The following is a 15,025-nucleotide window of genomic DNA, read 5'->3' on the forward strand; positions in this document are numbered from 1 at the left end:
GAGGCACCATCGCCATGACGAGCCGCATCACCGACGTCACCCGGCGACGCCTCATCGAGGGTCTCGCCACCACGGCCTGGTACGGCGTGCTCAACGAAGTCGAGTTCCTCGGGCGCCTCTACGACCTCGACACGCTGCCCACCACAGATTCCCGGTCCACGCAGTTCCCCACGGCGCGCGAGGACATCATCCAGCACTGCATCGCCAACCTGGACTGGCCCGACGACTGGATCTTTTACGACGAGCGGTTCGGCTTAGCGGACAACGACGATGCGCTCCTGCGATTCCTGGCCGAAATGCTGCACCCAGCGGTCCGGACGAACCTGACCGAAGTCGAGCAGCTACACGACTTCCTCAACCAGACACTGGTTCACGACGGCTACGAGATCGTCCAGATCGACGCCATCAGCGGTGCACCCGTCTTCGCCGGCCGCAGGATCGGCGCTGGTGTGCCCGGCTCGATGAAGAACCTGATCTTCGCCGCCGACGGTCCCAAACCGGAGATCGTGTTCACCGATGCGCTCAACAACGACGTCCTGGTGATCAAGAACGAACAGTTCTGCCTCATCTACGACCGGCCGCTGGCGGCGCATGGCCTCACCTGGGCCGACCTGACCAGCTGGTGGGCTGAGCACGAAGGGCTGACAGCGGAACCTGTACGGGAAGTCTCGCGCAGCCTGTACCGGCGGCTCGACCGCTCACTTGGCGACAACGACGCGGAGCGGCGGATCCTGCGCACGTACGCTGAGCGCTACGTCCGGCTTGGCGATGACATCCCGGCCCTGCTCCCACAGGTGTACCTCCACTACGACCCGTACACCCGAGCACACCACGTTCCAGGTGCGGCGCCCTTGCCCCGCCAGCGCATGGACTTCCTGCTGCTCCTGCCGCATCGAATCCGCATCGTGATCGAGTGCGACGGGCGGCAGCACTACGCCGACGAGGCTGGGCGCGCTGACTCCCAGCGGTACGCTGAGATGGTCGCCGAGGACCGTGAGCTACGACTGCGCGGCTACGAGGTCTACCGCTTCGGCGGCGCCGAGCTCATTGATGGCTCGGCCACGGACAAACGGCTTGCCGCGTTCTTCGACCGGCTCGCCGAGCGTTACTCCACCTGACACGTCCCTTTTGGCCGGGATGACAACCTCGCCGCACCGCCACGCGAGCCTCGGATGATGCCGTACAAGCCGTACGGCTTGTAGTCGCAATCCTTCGATCTTAGTCATCGCTCGCACAAGGTGGGGGCCCTGACTGAGTCGTGTCGTACGGGACGTGCATCCTGCCGTACGTGGGCATTCTGCTGCTGATCCTCACCTTGTCTGGAAGAGCCACCGGTCTAGCTCTTCCCGCAGCAGCTCCTTCAGGGCAGCGGGCTCGTCTGTGTGATGAGCACCGATTCGGATGGTATGCACGCCACAGCGATCCCAGTGCCTGTCACGGTCGGCGTCGTCGGCCTTCCGCGTGGTGCCGTAGTGGTGCGGTCCATCGACCTCGATCACTACAGCGCGGCCGTTGCCTAGAACGATGAAGTCCGGGGTGCGCACGCCGGCGTCGCGCAGCTTGGCCGCTGGCAGCGGCATCATGGCGATGGCTCGGTGCCGGGAGCACGCCCGTTGAAGTTCGACGAGCAACTCATAGACCACGATCTCGGCTCGACTACCGAACGTTAACCCGTCAGACACCGGGTAGCCGCCATTCGCTCGCTCCCGCCGGGCCTGGTTGCCTGGCAGCGCAACCGGTGGCTGCTCGGCTTGTGCCCGCCAATCAGCGGCCACCTCCGGCAGCGGCGGTACCGTCGGTTCAACGACGACTCCGAACACATCCTGTCGGCCGTGTTGTCGCAGCACTGGCTCCAGTTTGCTCCAGATACGGTCGACAATCTCGCTGGTGAACTCCGGAACCAACGACGGTGCCACTTCGAACACGGCCTCGTAGGTATCCGACCGCCAGTTGTCGCCGGGCGTCGGGTGGAAGTACCCGCCGTCACGACGCAGAGTCAGCTTGGCCCCCTGCACGAGGCGCTGTGCCAACTCGTCACCAGCCTCACCAAGTAGGTGATGCGTCTGCCCGAGCACCAGGTCGAGTTCCTCAACCGCGTCGTCATCAAGACTCACGCTCTTCAGCCTTTCACTCAGGCACGTCGACCGGAGACAGCAGGTCAGGATTGGCAGCCGCACCCGCAGCGCCGCAGCAGGCGTTGACGCCGCAGCGCACACGTCGGCCGCGTCGCTGTCCGCGGCAGCCGCGAGCCATTTCGGCACCGCCCTGACCTCGTTCAACGCCGCGACCGCTCACGATGTCGTAAACGTGTACGTCAGGCGGCAACAGGCTCCCCCGCTCTGCGTCTTGCGGAACGCTGCTCAGGCGCTGATCGCCCTCGATCCGCGCCTGAAACTCGGAACGCACGGCCTTGACCAGCCGCCGCGCCTGAGTCGCACCTATGCCCAACTGAACACGAAGCGTGTCCGCCGAAATTGGCTTCTGGTGCGCGGCACGATGCGCAGCGTCTGCTTCCCGAGCCAACGACAAGAGCTTCTCCGGCGAACGCTTCTGCCGCGTCAGGCCGGGCCCATCCCGGTCAGCTACCTCGTCCTCGTTGCTATCGCTGCCAGCCGGGCTGGCTCCAGGTTTCTCCCGCACGAGTACCTCCGGCTGCTCTTCAGCAACCGCACCGCGTGTGGCCGTCGAAGCACTGCATTCACCGATTGCCTGTAGGAAGCTCGGGCCTACTTCAGCCCAGCCGATCAAGAGGAGCGGCCCGACGGCGTCGAAGGCTGCTTTTCCGTACTCACCTGCCACTACTGGGTCGGCCACGTTCAACGCCAACGTGACCACGCTCGCGAAGATCAGGAGTCGACGAGCCGGCCGCAGTACCTCCGCCGACGCGCCAGCGAGTGCCAGATGCCGGGTACCCAGCAGCAGACCAAGGATCGACAGATCGACCGCGGGTGCGACGAGCGGCGCGACCCAGACTGGGACTCCGAGCCGGAGGGCGAGGTTGAGGACGTTGCCGAAGCCGAAGAGGAAGGTGAGACCGACGACGACGCCCATGATCACGGTGACGGCCTTCACGACGGTGGCCGCGTCCGAACCTGATCGAACTGACATAGCTGCGGGCCGGGTCATCGAAGATCACCTGCTTCGACGCGCGGACGTCCATGGCTGTCTCTCGTGGGGATGCCGCGTTCACGCAGCTTGTTCAGCACGGTGGTGTGGTTGACGCCCAGGTGTTCGCCGACTCGTGCCAGGGACCAGCCGAGGTTGTAGAGGTGGATGGCGTGGTCGACCTGGTCGGGGGACAGTCCGCGGCGGCGCATCGGTACGCCGTGCCGGTGGAGGATGTTGCTGACCGTTCGTCGTTCGATGCCGAACCGGTCACCGAGTTCGTACACTGTCGCGCCGGACTGATAGCCCGCGATCAACTCCACGACTTGATCGGCACCGAGTTGTCGGGCACGCCGGGGCCGATCGCGCTCGATCGACGGCGGCTCGGGCGTATCGAGGCTGGGAAGCTTCTCACGGAGCTCTTCCAGGGCTCTGACCTGGTCTTTTATGTTCGAGTAAGGTCCCCTAACCTCCACAGTACGAAACACCGCCCACCTGGCAGACTTGCCGAGGTAGGGCGGTTTTTTCGTTGCGGTCACATCGCGGCGGCGACGGTGTTCGCTCACGGCATCGGATAGGTCTTAGTGGTGTGCATGGTCAGGGTCATGACGTAGCGATGGCGGGTCAACTGGTCGGCGATCAGGGCATGCTGGACCGGCCCGCTGGTGTGGGTGAAAAGGTCCGACGACGGCTCAGGGCGCTCCAGTACCGGCTGTCCCGTTCGGTCCAGGACTCGCCGAGTCCGATGCGAGTGGCGTCGTCCAGGTGCCGGGAGTAACCGACGCCGGGAAGGTTACTCGCGTCGTAGACCCGGTTCGGGCCCTCCGGGCGACCCCGGAACTGGCGGTAATAGTCGATGGGCTGAGCGATCGAGTCTGCATGTCCGAACCACTCGTGCGCCCTGACGATGTCGTCGAAGGAACGGATCCGGTCAGGCAGCTCGCCATCGAAGCCTGCCTGCCGCACCCAGCTCGAAGCACAGCTCACGGTGTTCGGATCGGCCTGACCGAAGGACGAAGCACGGTCGACCTCGCAGGTTATGACGGTTCTCGCCGGGCCCCATTCTGCCCACGGGGTGCTTTTTTCCACTTCGGCGAATCGATCCGCGACCCAGCGGTCGTGCAGCTCGCGGTCAGCCATGGTGCCGTTCGTCGCCGCGGCCTTGTAGTCCTCCCACGACGGGCCACCACATGCTGCCAACGCCAGCGCGAGCAGCACCACCACACACGTACGTTTCCCCCACATGCCGCGATTATCACGGCATGTGAAGCGTCGGGCAACGCCCTCCCTATCGTCGCGCCGATCGTCCGGCCATCGGCATGAGCGCGTGGCACGTCAGCACGGAGTCCGGTGGCGAATTGTGTGGTCGGTTGCCGACCGCGACCGTACGGTGAGCCCATGTATGCCGGGCTCACGGAGCGCATCGAGGCGAACGTTGCCGAACATGCCTGTCACCTGCATCGACGTACCGACGGTATGACCGTTACGGAAACCGGCGATCTGGTGATCGCCGACAGCGGTATCGAAGGCGATGTCGGTACCGGTGCCGAAATCTTCAACATCGTCGCGAATGCTCGTTTCGCGCCGGATGAGTTGAAGAACCGTCTCTTCCTCACGGCGTTCAAGCTGCGTTTGACCGGCCGCGCCTTCTCGTGGTCGGCCGGTCCGAATTCCGCGGATATGCCGTTCGGCTCCGTCGAACTGACGGCAGGGAAGACGGAAGCCGTGATGTGCGGCCGCACAGCGGACATCTTGCGTGCGGGCCCGTACCCGGATCTGGAGGTCCGCCGCGTCCGCACCCCGGAGGAACTCGCCGACTACGCCCGAATCCTTGCCGCCGGCTGGAATCCACCAGCCGTCGCCGTTGGAGAATTCTACGATCGTGTGGGTCCGTCCGCCCTCGCCGAGGACTGTCCGGCGCACTATCTGATCGGTTACCACCATGGCGAGCCGGTGAGCGCAGGCGAGATTTTCCCGCACGCCGAGGTCGCCGGTATCTACAACATCTCCACGCTGCCCGCCTCCCGGCGCCGGGCATTCGGCGGTGCCATGACCTTGGCCGCTGTGGAGCGTGCTCGCGCCGCCGGTTACGACACCGTGGCGATCCGAGCGTCCGCCGAGGACGAGCCGGTGTACCGCGGGCTCGGTTTCCGTGCCGCCGGCTGGTACACCGAGTACCCCGTCCCGATCGTTCCGTTGGAAGACCGCGGCCACACCACGCGGGAGCAGCTGATCTCCATCGGCTTCGAACACGTCCATGTGGAAAACGAGCGCTACAGCGGCCCGCAAGCCGGTGTCGCCGACATCTCCGGCATTCCCCACTACTTCGTCAGGCTGAACAGCTTGTTCGAGGACGGTGATCAGTTCTCCGTCTGGCCGATCGACGACGAGAGTTTCGCCCTCGAACAGGAAGCCTGGCGTCTCTACGTGAGAGCGTGGGATGCGGGGGACCATAAACCCGCGCGCCTCACTGAGCTCGACGCGCTGCTGGAGGCTCGCCGTACCACGCCGCCCGCCGTCGCACGAACGATGTTCGCGCAATGGCGTTTCGACGAACGCGACGCGCGCCACGACGACAGCGGACCTACCTACATGATGCGCTGGCGCTAGTTTTCCATCGGTGAGGAGGTGCTCAGCCGGCGCCTCGACACCACCTGGCCCGGAACCGATCCCACCTGGCGACAACTCACCACCCGCAACGCCCGCCGGTTCCTCGGCGCCTCCCCGGACCAACGAACGACGCCACCCCAGGGCTGACCATCAGTGTGCGGTGAGCCCGCCGTCGACGACGAGTTCGGTTCCGGTGATGAACGAGGATTCGTCGCAGGCCAGGAACAGCATCGCGGGAGCGATCTCGGCGGGGCCGCCTGCGCGCCGCATGGGGGTGCGCATGATGTCGGGTTGCCGGTCGCCCTGCTCATCGAGCACGGCTTGGATCATCGGGGTGGCGATGACCCCGGGGTGCACCGAGTTGACCCGGACGCCGCGGGTGGCGTATTCGACGGCGGCGGTCTTGGTCAGCAGCCGCACGGCTCCCTTGGTCGCCTGGTACGCGGCGGCGGCTCCACTGCCGACCAGGCCGAGCACTGAGGAGGTATTGATGATGGAGGCGTTGCCGGAGGCGCGCAGCAGGGGCATGGCCGTCTTCATCCCGAGCCAGGTGCCGGTCTGGTTGACCGCGACCACCTGGTCCCAGCCGTCCTTCGTGGTCTCCTCGATGCCGGGCCAGTCCAGGACACCGGCGATGTTGACCAAGATGTCAAGACGGCCGAAGCGCCGCCGGGTCAGCTCGATCGCCGTGCTCCAGTTCTCCGGTGAGGAGACGTCCAACCGGACGGCCAGCGCATCGGTGCCCTCGGCTTTCAGCCGCGCGGCGAGCTCGTCCGTGGTGTCCTGGGAGACGTCGGTGACGACCAGGCCGGCTCCTTCGCGGGCGAACAGTTCCGCGGTGGCTTGTCCGATGCCGCCGGTCGCGCCCGTGATCAACGCGACCTTGCCGGCGAGCCGTCCAGGCATTATCCGTTCCTTTCTCGTTGTGTCTGCTGGTGTAGCCGCCGTCGGCGGCGATGACCGCGCCGGTGACGAAGCTGGAGCGGGGTGACGCCAGGAAGCCGATCACCTCGGGCTGTCGGCCCGGAAGTCGTCGAGCAGGTCGGTCTCGATCACACCGGGGGGCCGCCGAACCGGTCGATCGCCGCGGCCACCGACCGCACCGCGGTGTCCTCTCTGGACACATCGCCGACCAAAGTGGACACCCGGTCGAACCGGGCGGCGAGGTCGTCCACTTCCGGGCGGAGGTCAGTGGCCAGCACTCGCGCGCCGCGGGCGTGCAGCCAGGCGACCGTGGCCGCGCCGAACCCGCGGGCAGCACCGGCGACCAACGCGACCTTGCCCTCCAAGTCGCCAGAGGCCGGTGGCAGGCTCATCGCCGCGCCTGCCCTCGATGATCGGCGGCGGACTCGCGATACAGGACGAGATGCTCGTGGTGGAGCACGCCGTCGCGGATGTCGCCCGTCGCGGTGAAGCCGGTGTCGTCCACGTAGTCGAGGTGGTTCCCGGTCACCGTGTAGCGACCGGTGTAGGCGCTACGCCGTTCGCCGCGTGCTTCGTCGTAGCGCCCGTCGGCGCGCAGCTCCTGCCGGATATGCCCGTCCGCGGTGACCCACATGCCGACCACGTCGATATCGCTCGTCATACCGACCAGCGTCGGCGACGACGAACGGCGTCGGCAGGACGTGTGGTGACTGGGTGTGCCGCACCCACCCAACCGGACGCGCGGCGATTTAGCATGATCGCCATGGGCAGTGGTGAGCTGGGGGCGTTCCTGCGAGCGCGCCGTGCACAACGATCTCCGGAAGACGCGGGCGTGCTCTACTCCGGCCGCCGCAAGGTGACCGGGCTGCGCCGCGAAGAAGTCGCCGTGCTCGCGGGAGTGAACGTCGACTACTACACCCGGCTGGAACAGGGCCGCGAGACCCACCCGTCACCGCAAGTGCTCGACGCCCTGTGCCGCGCACTGGATCTCGCCCCCGACGCCCGCGAGCACCTGTACCGGCTGGCCGGTGCCACACCGGACAACACACTCACGCCGGTGCCGCAGACGGTGAGCCCCGAATTGCGGCAACTCATGGACGGCTACCCGCACACCCCGGCCTTCGTGCTCAACCGCATCCTGGACGTACTGGCCACCAACGCCCTCGCCGACGCGCTGTTCTCACCATTCCGTGCGGTGGACAACCTCGCCCGCATGACCTTCCTCGACCCCGCGGGACGACAGTTCTACGCGCGCTGGGACTGGACCGCACAAGCCACCGTGGCGAACCTGCGGGTCGCCGCAGGTCTCAACCCGCACGACCCCGCCCTACGACACCTGGTGGCCGAACTCAGCGAAGGCAGCGCGCACTTCCGCGACCTGTGGGAAACGCACCAGGTGCGCGGCAAGACCCGCGAACCCAAACACCTCGTGCACCCCGACGTCGGCCCGCTCACCCTTACCTACCAGGCATTCGACGTGCGCAGCGCCCCCGGCCAGCAACTGATCATCTACCACGCCGAACCCGCCACCCCGAGCGCACACACGCTCGCGCTGCTGAGCAGCCTCCACGCGACCACGAACCAAACGCGCACGGTCGACACCTAACCCGCTCTCGGTCACCCCACGTCCGCTGTCCGGCATGAGCGGACGCTGTCGACAACGAGACCGAACCTTGCGAGCAGTGGTCAGGGATTCGAGTCGCCTCAGCTCCGCAGTACGAAAAACCACCCACCTGGCCTGCCCGCGCCGTCGCCTTCGATGACGTGCCACTTGCCGCCCTGGAATCCCTGTGGCGACTCGGTTGTCTTCCAGTCACGACAACCGGCGGACGGGCAGAGGCGGGCCTACACTGACCACACCAGGGTGAATCCGCTGACCTGCGAGGTTGCCATGAACATGCCGGACCCGGACAGAAGCGATCCGACCCGTCGCATCAGGCCCATCGAGGAACCGGCGCCGGCGGCCTTCGAGGAAGGTGTCGTGGACCCGGATCGTGGCCGGATCAGGGTCGTCACCATCATCTGCACGGTGATCACCGTCGTCAGCGCCCTGTTCGCGATAGTGCTCGCGCTGCACATCGTCTTCGTGCTGGGCGAGGCGAACCCCCGCAACGGTTTCGCCTCCTTCGTCGACAGCTGGTCGGCGGCGGTATCGCTGGGACTGCGGGGGTTGTTCACCCCCGGTGACGCGAAGCTGCAGGTCCTGCTCAACGATGGCCTTGCCGCGTTGGCCTGGCTGGCCATCGGCGCGTTTCTCACCTACCTCGTTCGCCGTCTCGCGCTGCCCGCCGGGCGTCGCGCGGTGCGGTATCGCCGAGTGGTGCGCTAACGCCCGGCAAACCTGCCATATCGCGGTGGATGGGTCAGCTCTTCCGGACTGGTTGGCGGTCATGGCGAGCCGCTTCCGGGCTGGTTCGACCTCGTCCGCGGAGCGCCCCTGGCGCTACTCGCCCGGGTCGTGGTGCTGAGCGATATTGAGTACCGTTCCGCCTGGTGCTCGGACGAAGAAGCGGCGGACACCCCACCTCTCCGTCGTCAGTGGGTGGACGATCTCATAGCCGAGACGTTGCGCGGTGGCGTACGCCTCGTCGACGTCATCGACCTTGACCGAGAGCAGCGGGTTCTCGGGCCCGGTAGCGTCCCGCGTGAGCAGTTGGATGTGTTCGCCCGAAGCAGGCACGATGACGCGCGTAACCCAGTCCAGGCCCATGTCCTGCGCATCAAGGCCGAGGAAATCGGTATAAAAGGCCTTCGCTTCGTCCAGATCGGGCACCGAGAGGTCGGCCGTCACCCGGATGACTCGCATGAACAGCTCTCCGTCCGCATCGCCGAGCAGGTTCGCATCCTTCGTAATCAGCCTGCATGCTCTATGTCAACGAATCCAACCGTGGTCCGGCCTGGCCGATTCCGCAGGACCACGTTGGCGACCGGAGTTCCGCTGCCCGGCACTGCAAGCACGAGAGGACAGACCATGGGCGTCTACGTGTCGGTCAGAGGCTGGCTGGAGTGCGACCAGAAGCAACTCGCCGCCATCCAAGAGATCATCTCGGCGCACGACGACGGCTTCTACACACGCGGCTGGAGCCTGCCCCGCGAACCCTTCAACTGGACCCGCTACGTCTTCTACGGCGGCGATATCCGGCAGCAAGCGGTTGATTGGCTACTCGGCCAGCTCGGAAGCATCGCGCGACTCCCCGCGTCCGACCCGGACAACGACCTGGTCCGAGGCTTGTTCTTCGCCGGCCACGAGGCCGACGGCATGAGTGAGTGGCGGATTCACCAAGGGCAGGTGCTCATCTCGCCAGGCGACAAGCGATACCGCTACCTCGATGATTAGCGGACACAGACCCGGCTTGATCGACGAGGGAGCGCCCGGACGATGAGCACGAGCAGAGCGGTGGCCTGGGAGGGTTTCTTCAACACCAGGGACCTCGGCGGACTACCCACCAAATCCGGTGCCACGACGCGTCATGGCGCGTTCTTCAGGGCGGCGGACCTCCGTTTCGTCACGGAGACGGGTTGGGCCCAAGCGCGCGAGTGCGGTGTCCGCACGGTGATCGACCTCCGCAACGCGGACGAGATCCGGCCTACGGAAACGCCGCTCACGGCCCAGGCGGGCTCGGCACAGTTCACCGCCGCCTCGGAAGGTCCCGCCATCCCGACAGGCGTCGACCGGATCGAAGTCCCGCTCGACGACATCGACGACATCGGGTTCTGGCAGCACGTCAACCGTGAGCGGCTCAACGGCTCCCCGCTCTATTACCCCGTCTTCCTCCAGCGCAAAGCCGAGCGTTGCGCGGCCGTCGTCAAGGCGATCGCCCGCACGGATCCCGGTGGTGTCCTGTTCCACTGCGGCGCCGGCCGGGACCGGACCGGGCTCGTCGCTCTTTTGTTGCTCGCGCTGGCCGATGTCGAACCCCAGGCGATCGCCGCGGACTACACCATGTCCGCCGAAGCCCTCAAAGCCCTGTTCGCAGCCATGGGAACCGCCGACCAAGGACCGTCCATCCAGGCCGCCCTCGCTGATCGGGACACCACGGCCGAAGAGGCCGTCATCGCGACCCTCGACGGATTCGATGTCGAGCGGTACTTGCTCGGCGCCGGCGTCACCGGCGACGAACTCGGCAGTGTTCGCGACCGGATGATCGAACGAGCCTGAATCATCCGTCGTCGTCGGGAAGCCGGTCGAGGACATCGAGCTCGGCATCGGTGAGCGTCCGACATCCCGGACGCCGGTTACTTCATCCCGCCGCTGACCACGGTCGACCAGGAGTTCGCGGAGGTGGGGCGGCGTTGCGTTCATCGGCTGCTCCAGCAGATCCCTCACCAGGCGCACGGCGCGGGACCCGGCAGAGCAAGGTCGGTTCTTGAGCCGAAAGTCAAACGTGTCGTGTTCGTGGGGGTCGGCGGTGGGGCGAAGGTCGTGGGTGGCATTTCGGGTTGTAAGACAACTTGTCCACTCACGACCCTCGCATCCAAATGCCCCACATGCCTCCGCCGTCACAACCGCAACAATCCATAATGGACAGACAGGGACGCGTCCCGCGGTCGCCGACAAGAATCCACTGGTCGACTGGTTGATCAACTCAAGCTAAGCGACCTTTACCCCCAGGCGCCCGATGACGTGCGCCGAAGGCGTTCTGCTCAGGCTTTCTCGGTGCACGTCCGAGAAAACTCGCTCTCGTGTCCTAATCGGGCCAAGCGGTGGGCATGTGCAGCGCTTCGCGGGGAAGAATGCTCATCCTGTTCGGATGTACTCGGTTACGCGAGCCATTTGGTACGACCGGACGCGACATCCGCCAGATATTCCTCGACGGGAATCGCTGTGGGCGGGTAGTGGGCAGTCGACCCGTCCTTTGGCACGAGAAGCACGCTCGGAGCCAGGGCGTAGTTCACATCGCCGGAGTTGATGAAGTGTTCCGAAGCGAAAGGGACCGTCCATGCAGTAGGGTATTCCTCGATCAGTTCTTCCCGCACAACGATTTCGCCCAGTTCGTCGTCGCGCAGATCCTCGCCGTAGTAGTCGCGAAGCGCAGTGCGCGCCTGCTCGATGGCATCAGCTCGACTGACCTCCATGAACCTCTCCTTCATTTGTACCTCAGCAGGGACACATTGGTGACGTTAGGCTCCAGCGTGGCGAGCCGGCCGGTCTGACCGTCCAGGAAGACGATACCGTTCCGGTCATTTACGACGTTGAAGACATGGGCCGTTCCGTTCGGCCTGGAGATGTAGACGACACCGCGTGCTCCTTCTCCAGCAGACCGCATCTGCCTGATCACGTCATCGTATCCCGTCGTGGGTTTCCACTGCCCTCCCAACCGCTCAGCGACCTTCTTCATCGGGACCGGCCCCGACGTCTTGCCGGCGATGACCGGTAGCCCTCGATAGGTCAATGCTCGCTCGACGGCTACGACACAACGCGTGCAATTCTGCTTATGGTATCGGCTTCCGGTCCAATAATTCCGTGCGTTGACTCGTTGGACCCCGGGGTACTGGCGGCGTAGCAGCTGCCGCGCGATTCCCGCCTCCACGCTCGCGTGGTGAATCGCGGGTTCAGAGACTCCACCGCCTGGGATGTTGAAATCCTGCCATCGGCGAGGCAGAGCTTTTCGCGCCCCGGACTTGCTCTGGTTGGCGCTGATCGGATGAGAACCCGGCATCCTGGCGCCCGGCGAACCGGGCCCGGACTGTGTCGAGCGTGCAGGCGGGGAGGCTGTCCTCGCTGTGCGAGGTATCTGTGTGGCCGGGACGGCACGGACCTGATTCGACGGTGTGACCGATCGGCTTCCGAGCGGCTTTACGGTCTCGCCTTTACTTAGGCCTTTCGGAACCTGCGCTGCGGCACCACCGATTTCCTCCGCGGCTCTCCCGAGCCTGCCGACGCGTCCGACCGGAACCACGTTCGCCGCAGTCAGTGCGGACTCTACGACGAAGTCACCGCAGTTCTTACCGGCACCGATGCAGTCCTTACCCGTTCCGTAGACATTCCCCAGCCCCATGTTGACGGTCCCGTCGACGGCGAGGGCGGCGGTGCCGGCGAGGGCTCTGCCTACTTGGGCGCCGTCCACCTGACCGTTCGGGGCGACGCGTTGCCATTGTCGTTCCAGGTCCTCGTAGTTGGTCTGGAACTGGGCCTTGGGGTGGAAGATGGTGACCTTGCGGCCGTCGGCCGTGCTGGTCCCCTTCTCCACTTCCCAGCCATCGCGGAGTTTCGCGGCCACGTCGGCCCGAAGGGCCCCCGGTGAGACCGCGACGAGTTTTCCGTCCTTCGTGGAACCCACCGAGATGCCGGGGTGCTTGCCGCCCGGCAGTTTTTGCCAGTCGTCGACCTCGATGTTCTTGCGCTGGGTCACGATCTCCTTGTCGGGGGCGGTGGCGAAGTCGGCCTCCACCGACTTGGGCGGGTGGAGGAAGTCCTTCGGCGCGACGACCGCCGACTGCAGCGACTTGGCGTCGGTGACCCGGAGGTTCCCATCGGGCAGCCGCTCCACCACCTGCGCCCTGCGGGCACCGACTTCCTTGCCCCGCGTGGCGTCGATGTAATCCAACTGCCCTTGCGCGATCCGGGCCTCCTCCGCCAGCTTCCGCCGCTTGTCCGCTGTGCCCGGCGCCCCGCCTCGCTGGCTTTCCCCGTATGCCGACCACGCGGGCACGTGCTGCTGATACTCCCGGAGCTTCTTGTCCTCCTCAGCCTGACGGCGTTGCGCCTGGCGGGTCTGCTGCTGCTCCAGCCGCCGCACCTCGGCCTGGGCTGCTGCGGCCTGCCGTCCTCTTCGGACGAGGGCGTCGCCGCCGGTCACCGCCGATCCGGGGCTCACCGTCAACCGGTCCGCCTTCTCCCGCGCGGCCTCCAGCTGACGCTTCAACCCCGTCCCGGGCGAACCGCCACGCTGGGCTTCCCCGTACGCCTTCCACGCGGGCACATGCTGCTGATACTCCCGGAGCTTATTGTCCTCCTCAGCCTTGCGGCGCGCGTCCTGCTGCGACTTCTGCTTCTCCAACCGCCCGACCTCAGCCGTCTGCCCCTTCTCCCGCGCCGCCTCCAGCTGACGTTTCAACCCCGTCCCGGGCGAACCGCCGCGCTGGCTCTCCGTGTAGTCCCTCTGCCTGCTCTCGGCCCGCCGCTTGTCCTCTTGCTGCTGGCGCCGCTCGGCGGCATTCGCGGAACTACCGCTATTGGACTTCCCGCTCTTCTTCTCATCCAACTTCTGCTGACGCCGCTCAGCAGAATTCGCCGAACCGCTATGACTCCCCGCCACACGCCTCGACGCCTTCTTCCTGTCCTCCTTCTCCTGACGCCGCTCGGCGGCATTCGCCGAACTACCGCTATTGGACTTCCCGCTCTTCTTCTCATCCAACTTCTGCTGACGCCGCTCAGCAGAATTCGCCGAACCACTATGACTCCCCGCCACACGCCTCGACGCCTTCTTCTTATCCTCCTTCTCCTGACGCCGCTCGGCGGCATTCGCCGAGCCGCTATGGCTCCCCGACACCCGCTTCGACGCCTTCTTCCTGTCGTCTTTCTGCTGCCGGTGCTCCGCGGCATTCGCCGAACCGCCGTTGTTCGCGCTACTCGCCTTCTTGGCAGGCGCGCTGGGCGTTCCCGCCGTGTCCCTCGGTTCCGCCTGGGCCTGCGCCGTGCCGAGCAGACCGAACGCCGCGACCACGACACCACCGGACACCGAATAAAGAATCGCTCTCGAAAGATCCACTCCTTTGGTCACCAATTCCTCCCATCGCGTGCTGTGCGCCGCCACGTCACGCGGTGGCGATCACACGGCGAGGAGGGTGCCACCAGCTGGTTCAGCGAGGATTCATTCCGGGTACATTCCGCGCGACGCCATCGCGATCATCGCAACGCTGCGGAAAGTCCCCCATGCGCCCCAGGTAGACGGAAAGACGCTCAGTATCGCGCGCAACCCGGTGGGTCGGCCGCCGGCGAGGTCTCAGCGCCCACCTGCTCCGGCGCCGCCTTCCACGACCGGCGGCAAGAACAACGGCTCGCGGCCGCCTTTTTCAATGGTGAATCACCGGTCGGCCTGCTCGATCCGGCCGGCGTCATTGGTCTCGGACTCCCCGCCCGTCATCCATGCCGCGAGTTGCGCGATCGGTGAAGCCGAGTTCGGCCAGGCTGCGCTCGACAGGGCCATCGGCGGTGCGCTGGGCGATCACCAGCCGGGCAGCGATCTCCTTGCCGGACAGGCGACCTGCGGCGCCGGCCGGCGACCGGACCGGCTCGTCGCTTTTCTGTCGCACGCGCCGGCCGATGTCGAACCCCAGGCGATCGCCGCGGACTACATCATGTCCGCCGGAGCCCTGCCCTCGACGGATTCGATGTCCGAGCGGTACTTGCTCAGCGCCGGCGTCACCAGAGACTAACTCGGCA

Annotated in this window: 16 protein-coding genes and 1 pseudogene; 7 read left to right on the plus strand and 10 right to left on the minus strand. The window is 66.0% G+C overall.

Annotated features, from left to right (window positions below):
- Positions 1–14 precede the first annotated feature (14 nt).
- Positions 15–1,118, plus strand: coding sequence for an AbiJ-related protein (locus tag H4W30_RS33245; RefSeq protein WP_043832460.1), 1,104 nt, complete (start codon positions 15–17; stop codon positions 1,116–1,118).
- A 192-nt stretch (positions 1,119–1,310) separates the two neighbouring features.
- Here the strand turns inward: H4W30_RS33245 and H4W30_RS33250 are convergent, their stop codons facing one another.
- From H4W30_RS33250 to H4W30_RS33265, 4 genes and pseudogenes are all read right to left on the minus strand, one after another.
- The gene (locus H4W30_RS33250) at positions 1,311–2,114 is read right to left on the minus strand and encodes a PDDEXK family nuclease (protein WP_081684852.1); all 804 of its coding nucleotides are present in this window, start codon (positions 2,112–2,114) and stop codon (positions 1,311–1,313) included.
- A 280-nt stretch (positions 2,115–2,394) separates the two neighbouring features.
- A pseudogene (locus tag H4W30_RS33255) lies at positions 2,395–3,108 on the minus strand (hypothetical protein); the annotation flags it as partial.
- A 14-nt stretch (positions 3,109–3,122) separates the two neighbouring features.
- Positions 3,123–3,671, minus strand: a complete 549-nt coding sequence (locus tag H4W30_RS33260; protein WP_318780709.1) for a hypothetical protein — start codon at positions 3,669–3,671, stop codon at positions 3,123–3,125.
- 73 nt (positions 3,672–3,744) lie between these two features.
- On the minus strand, positions 3,745–4,329 hold the full coding sequence (locus H4W30_RS33265; RefSeq protein WP_192746188.1) for a hypothetical protein: 585 nt from the start codon (positions 4,327–4,329) through the stop codon (positions 3,745–3,747).
- 174 nt (positions 4,330–4,503) lie between these two features.
- Between H4W30_RS33265 and H4W30_RS43950 the strand changes: the two genes are divergently transcribed.
- Positions 4,504–5,715, plus strand: coding sequence for a GNAT family N-acetyltransferase (locus H4W30_RS43950; RefSeq protein WP_225949950.1), 1,212 nt, complete (start codon positions 4,504–4,506; stop codon positions 5,713–5,715).
- 150 nt (positions 5,716–5,865) lie between these two features.
- Here H4W30_RS43950 and H4W30_RS33275 read toward each other — a convergent pair whose 3' ends face one another.
- From H4W30_RS33275 to H4W30_RS33285, 3 genes are all read right to left on the minus strand, one after another.
- On the minus strand, positions 5,866–6,621 hold the full coding sequence (locus H4W30_RS33275; protein ID WP_192746189.1) for an SDR family NAD(P)-dependent oxidoreductase: 756 nt from the start codon (positions 6,619–6,621) through the stop codon (positions 5,866–5,868).
- Positions 6,622–6,767: 146 nt separating this feature from the next.
- Entirely contained in the window at positions 6,768–7,031 is a 264-nt protein-coding gene (locus tag H4W30_RS33280; RefSeq protein ID WP_225949951.1) for an SDR family NAD(P)-dependent oxidoreductase, read from the minus strand.
- Positions 7,028–7,300, minus strand: a complete 273-nt coding sequence (locus tag H4W30_RS33285) for an Atu4866 domain-containing protein (protein ID WP_192746190.1) — start codon at positions 7,298–7,300, stop codon at positions 7,028–7,030. Before H4W30_RS33285 ends, H4W30_RS33280 begins: the two co-directional genes overlap by 4 nt.
- A 102-nt stretch (positions 7,301–7,402) precedes the next feature.
- Between H4W30_RS33285 and H4W30_RS33290 the strand changes: the two genes are divergently transcribed.
- Both H4W30_RS33290 and H4W30_RS33295 read left to right on the plus strand, forming a co-directional pair.
- On the plus strand, positions 7,403–8,245 hold the full coding sequence (locus H4W30_RS33290; protein ID WP_192746191.1) for a helix-turn-helix transcriptional regulator: 843 nt from the start codon (positions 7,403–7,405) through the stop codon (positions 8,243–8,245).
- Between the two features lie 375 nt (positions 8,246–8,620).
- Positions 8,621–8,968, plus strand: coding sequence for a hypothetical protein (locus H4W30_RS33295; RefSeq protein ID WP_318780710.1), 348 nt, complete (start codon positions 8,621–8,623; stop codon positions 8,966–8,968).
- A gap of 114 nt (positions 8,969–9,082) precedes the next feature.
- Here H4W30_RS33295 and H4W30_RS33300 read toward each other — a convergent pair whose 3' ends face one another.
- On the minus strand, positions 9,083–9,445 hold the full coding sequence (locus H4W30_RS33300) for a VOC family protein (protein ID WP_192746192.1): 363 nt from the start codon (positions 9,443–9,445) through the stop codon (positions 9,083–9,085).
- A gap of 165 nt (positions 9,446–9,610) precedes the next feature.
- Between H4W30_RS33300 and H4W30_RS33305 the strand changes: the two genes are divergently transcribed.
- Entirely contained in the window at positions 9,611–9,976 is a 366-nt protein-coding gene (locus H4W30_RS33305) for a hypothetical protein (RefSeq protein ID WP_192746193.1), read from the plus strand.
- 42 nt (positions 9,977–10,018) lie between these two features.
- The gene (locus H4W30_RS33310) at positions 10,019–10,798 is read left to right on the plus strand and encodes a tyrosine-protein phosphatase (RefSeq protein ID WP_192746194.1); all 780 of its coding nucleotides are present in this window, start codon (positions 10,019–10,021) and stop codon (positions 10,796–10,798) included.
- A gap of 602 nt (positions 10,799–11,400) precedes the next feature.
- On the opposite strand, the gene H4W30_RS33320 is transcribed toward H4W30_RS33310, so the two are convergent.
- Positions 11,401–11,715: a YrhB domain-containing protein gene (locus H4W30_RS33320; protein WP_192746195.1), complete on the minus strand. Its 315-nt coding sequence runs from the start codon at positions 11,713–11,715 to the stop codon at positions 11,401–11,403.
- An 11-nt stretch (positions 11,716–11,726) separates the two neighbouring features.
- Positions 11,727–14,363, minus strand: coding sequence for a toxin glutamine deamidase domain-containing protein (locus H4W30_RS44630; RefSeq protein WP_318780711.1), 2,637 nt, complete (start codon positions 14,361–14,363; stop codon positions 11,727–11,729).
- On the opposite strand from H4W30_RS44630, the gene H4W30_RS33330 reads away from it, so the two are divergent.
- The gene (locus H4W30_RS33330; RefSeq protein WP_192746196.1) at positions 14,356–15,018 is read left to right on the plus strand and encodes a hypothetical protein; all 663 of its coding nucleotides are present in this window, start codon (positions 14,356–14,358) and stop codon (positions 15,016–15,018) included. The two genes, H4W30_RS44630 and H4W30_RS33330, sit on opposite strands and share 8 nt — an antisense overlap.
- Positions 15,019–15,025 lie beyond the last annotated feature (7 nt).

Origin of the sequence: Amycolatopsis roodepoortensis, from assembly GCF_014873915.1 — a bacterium.
Lineage (GTDB): Bacteria > Actinomycetota > Actinomycetes > Mycobacteriales > Pseudonocardiaceae > Amycolatopsis > Amycolatopsis roodepoortensis.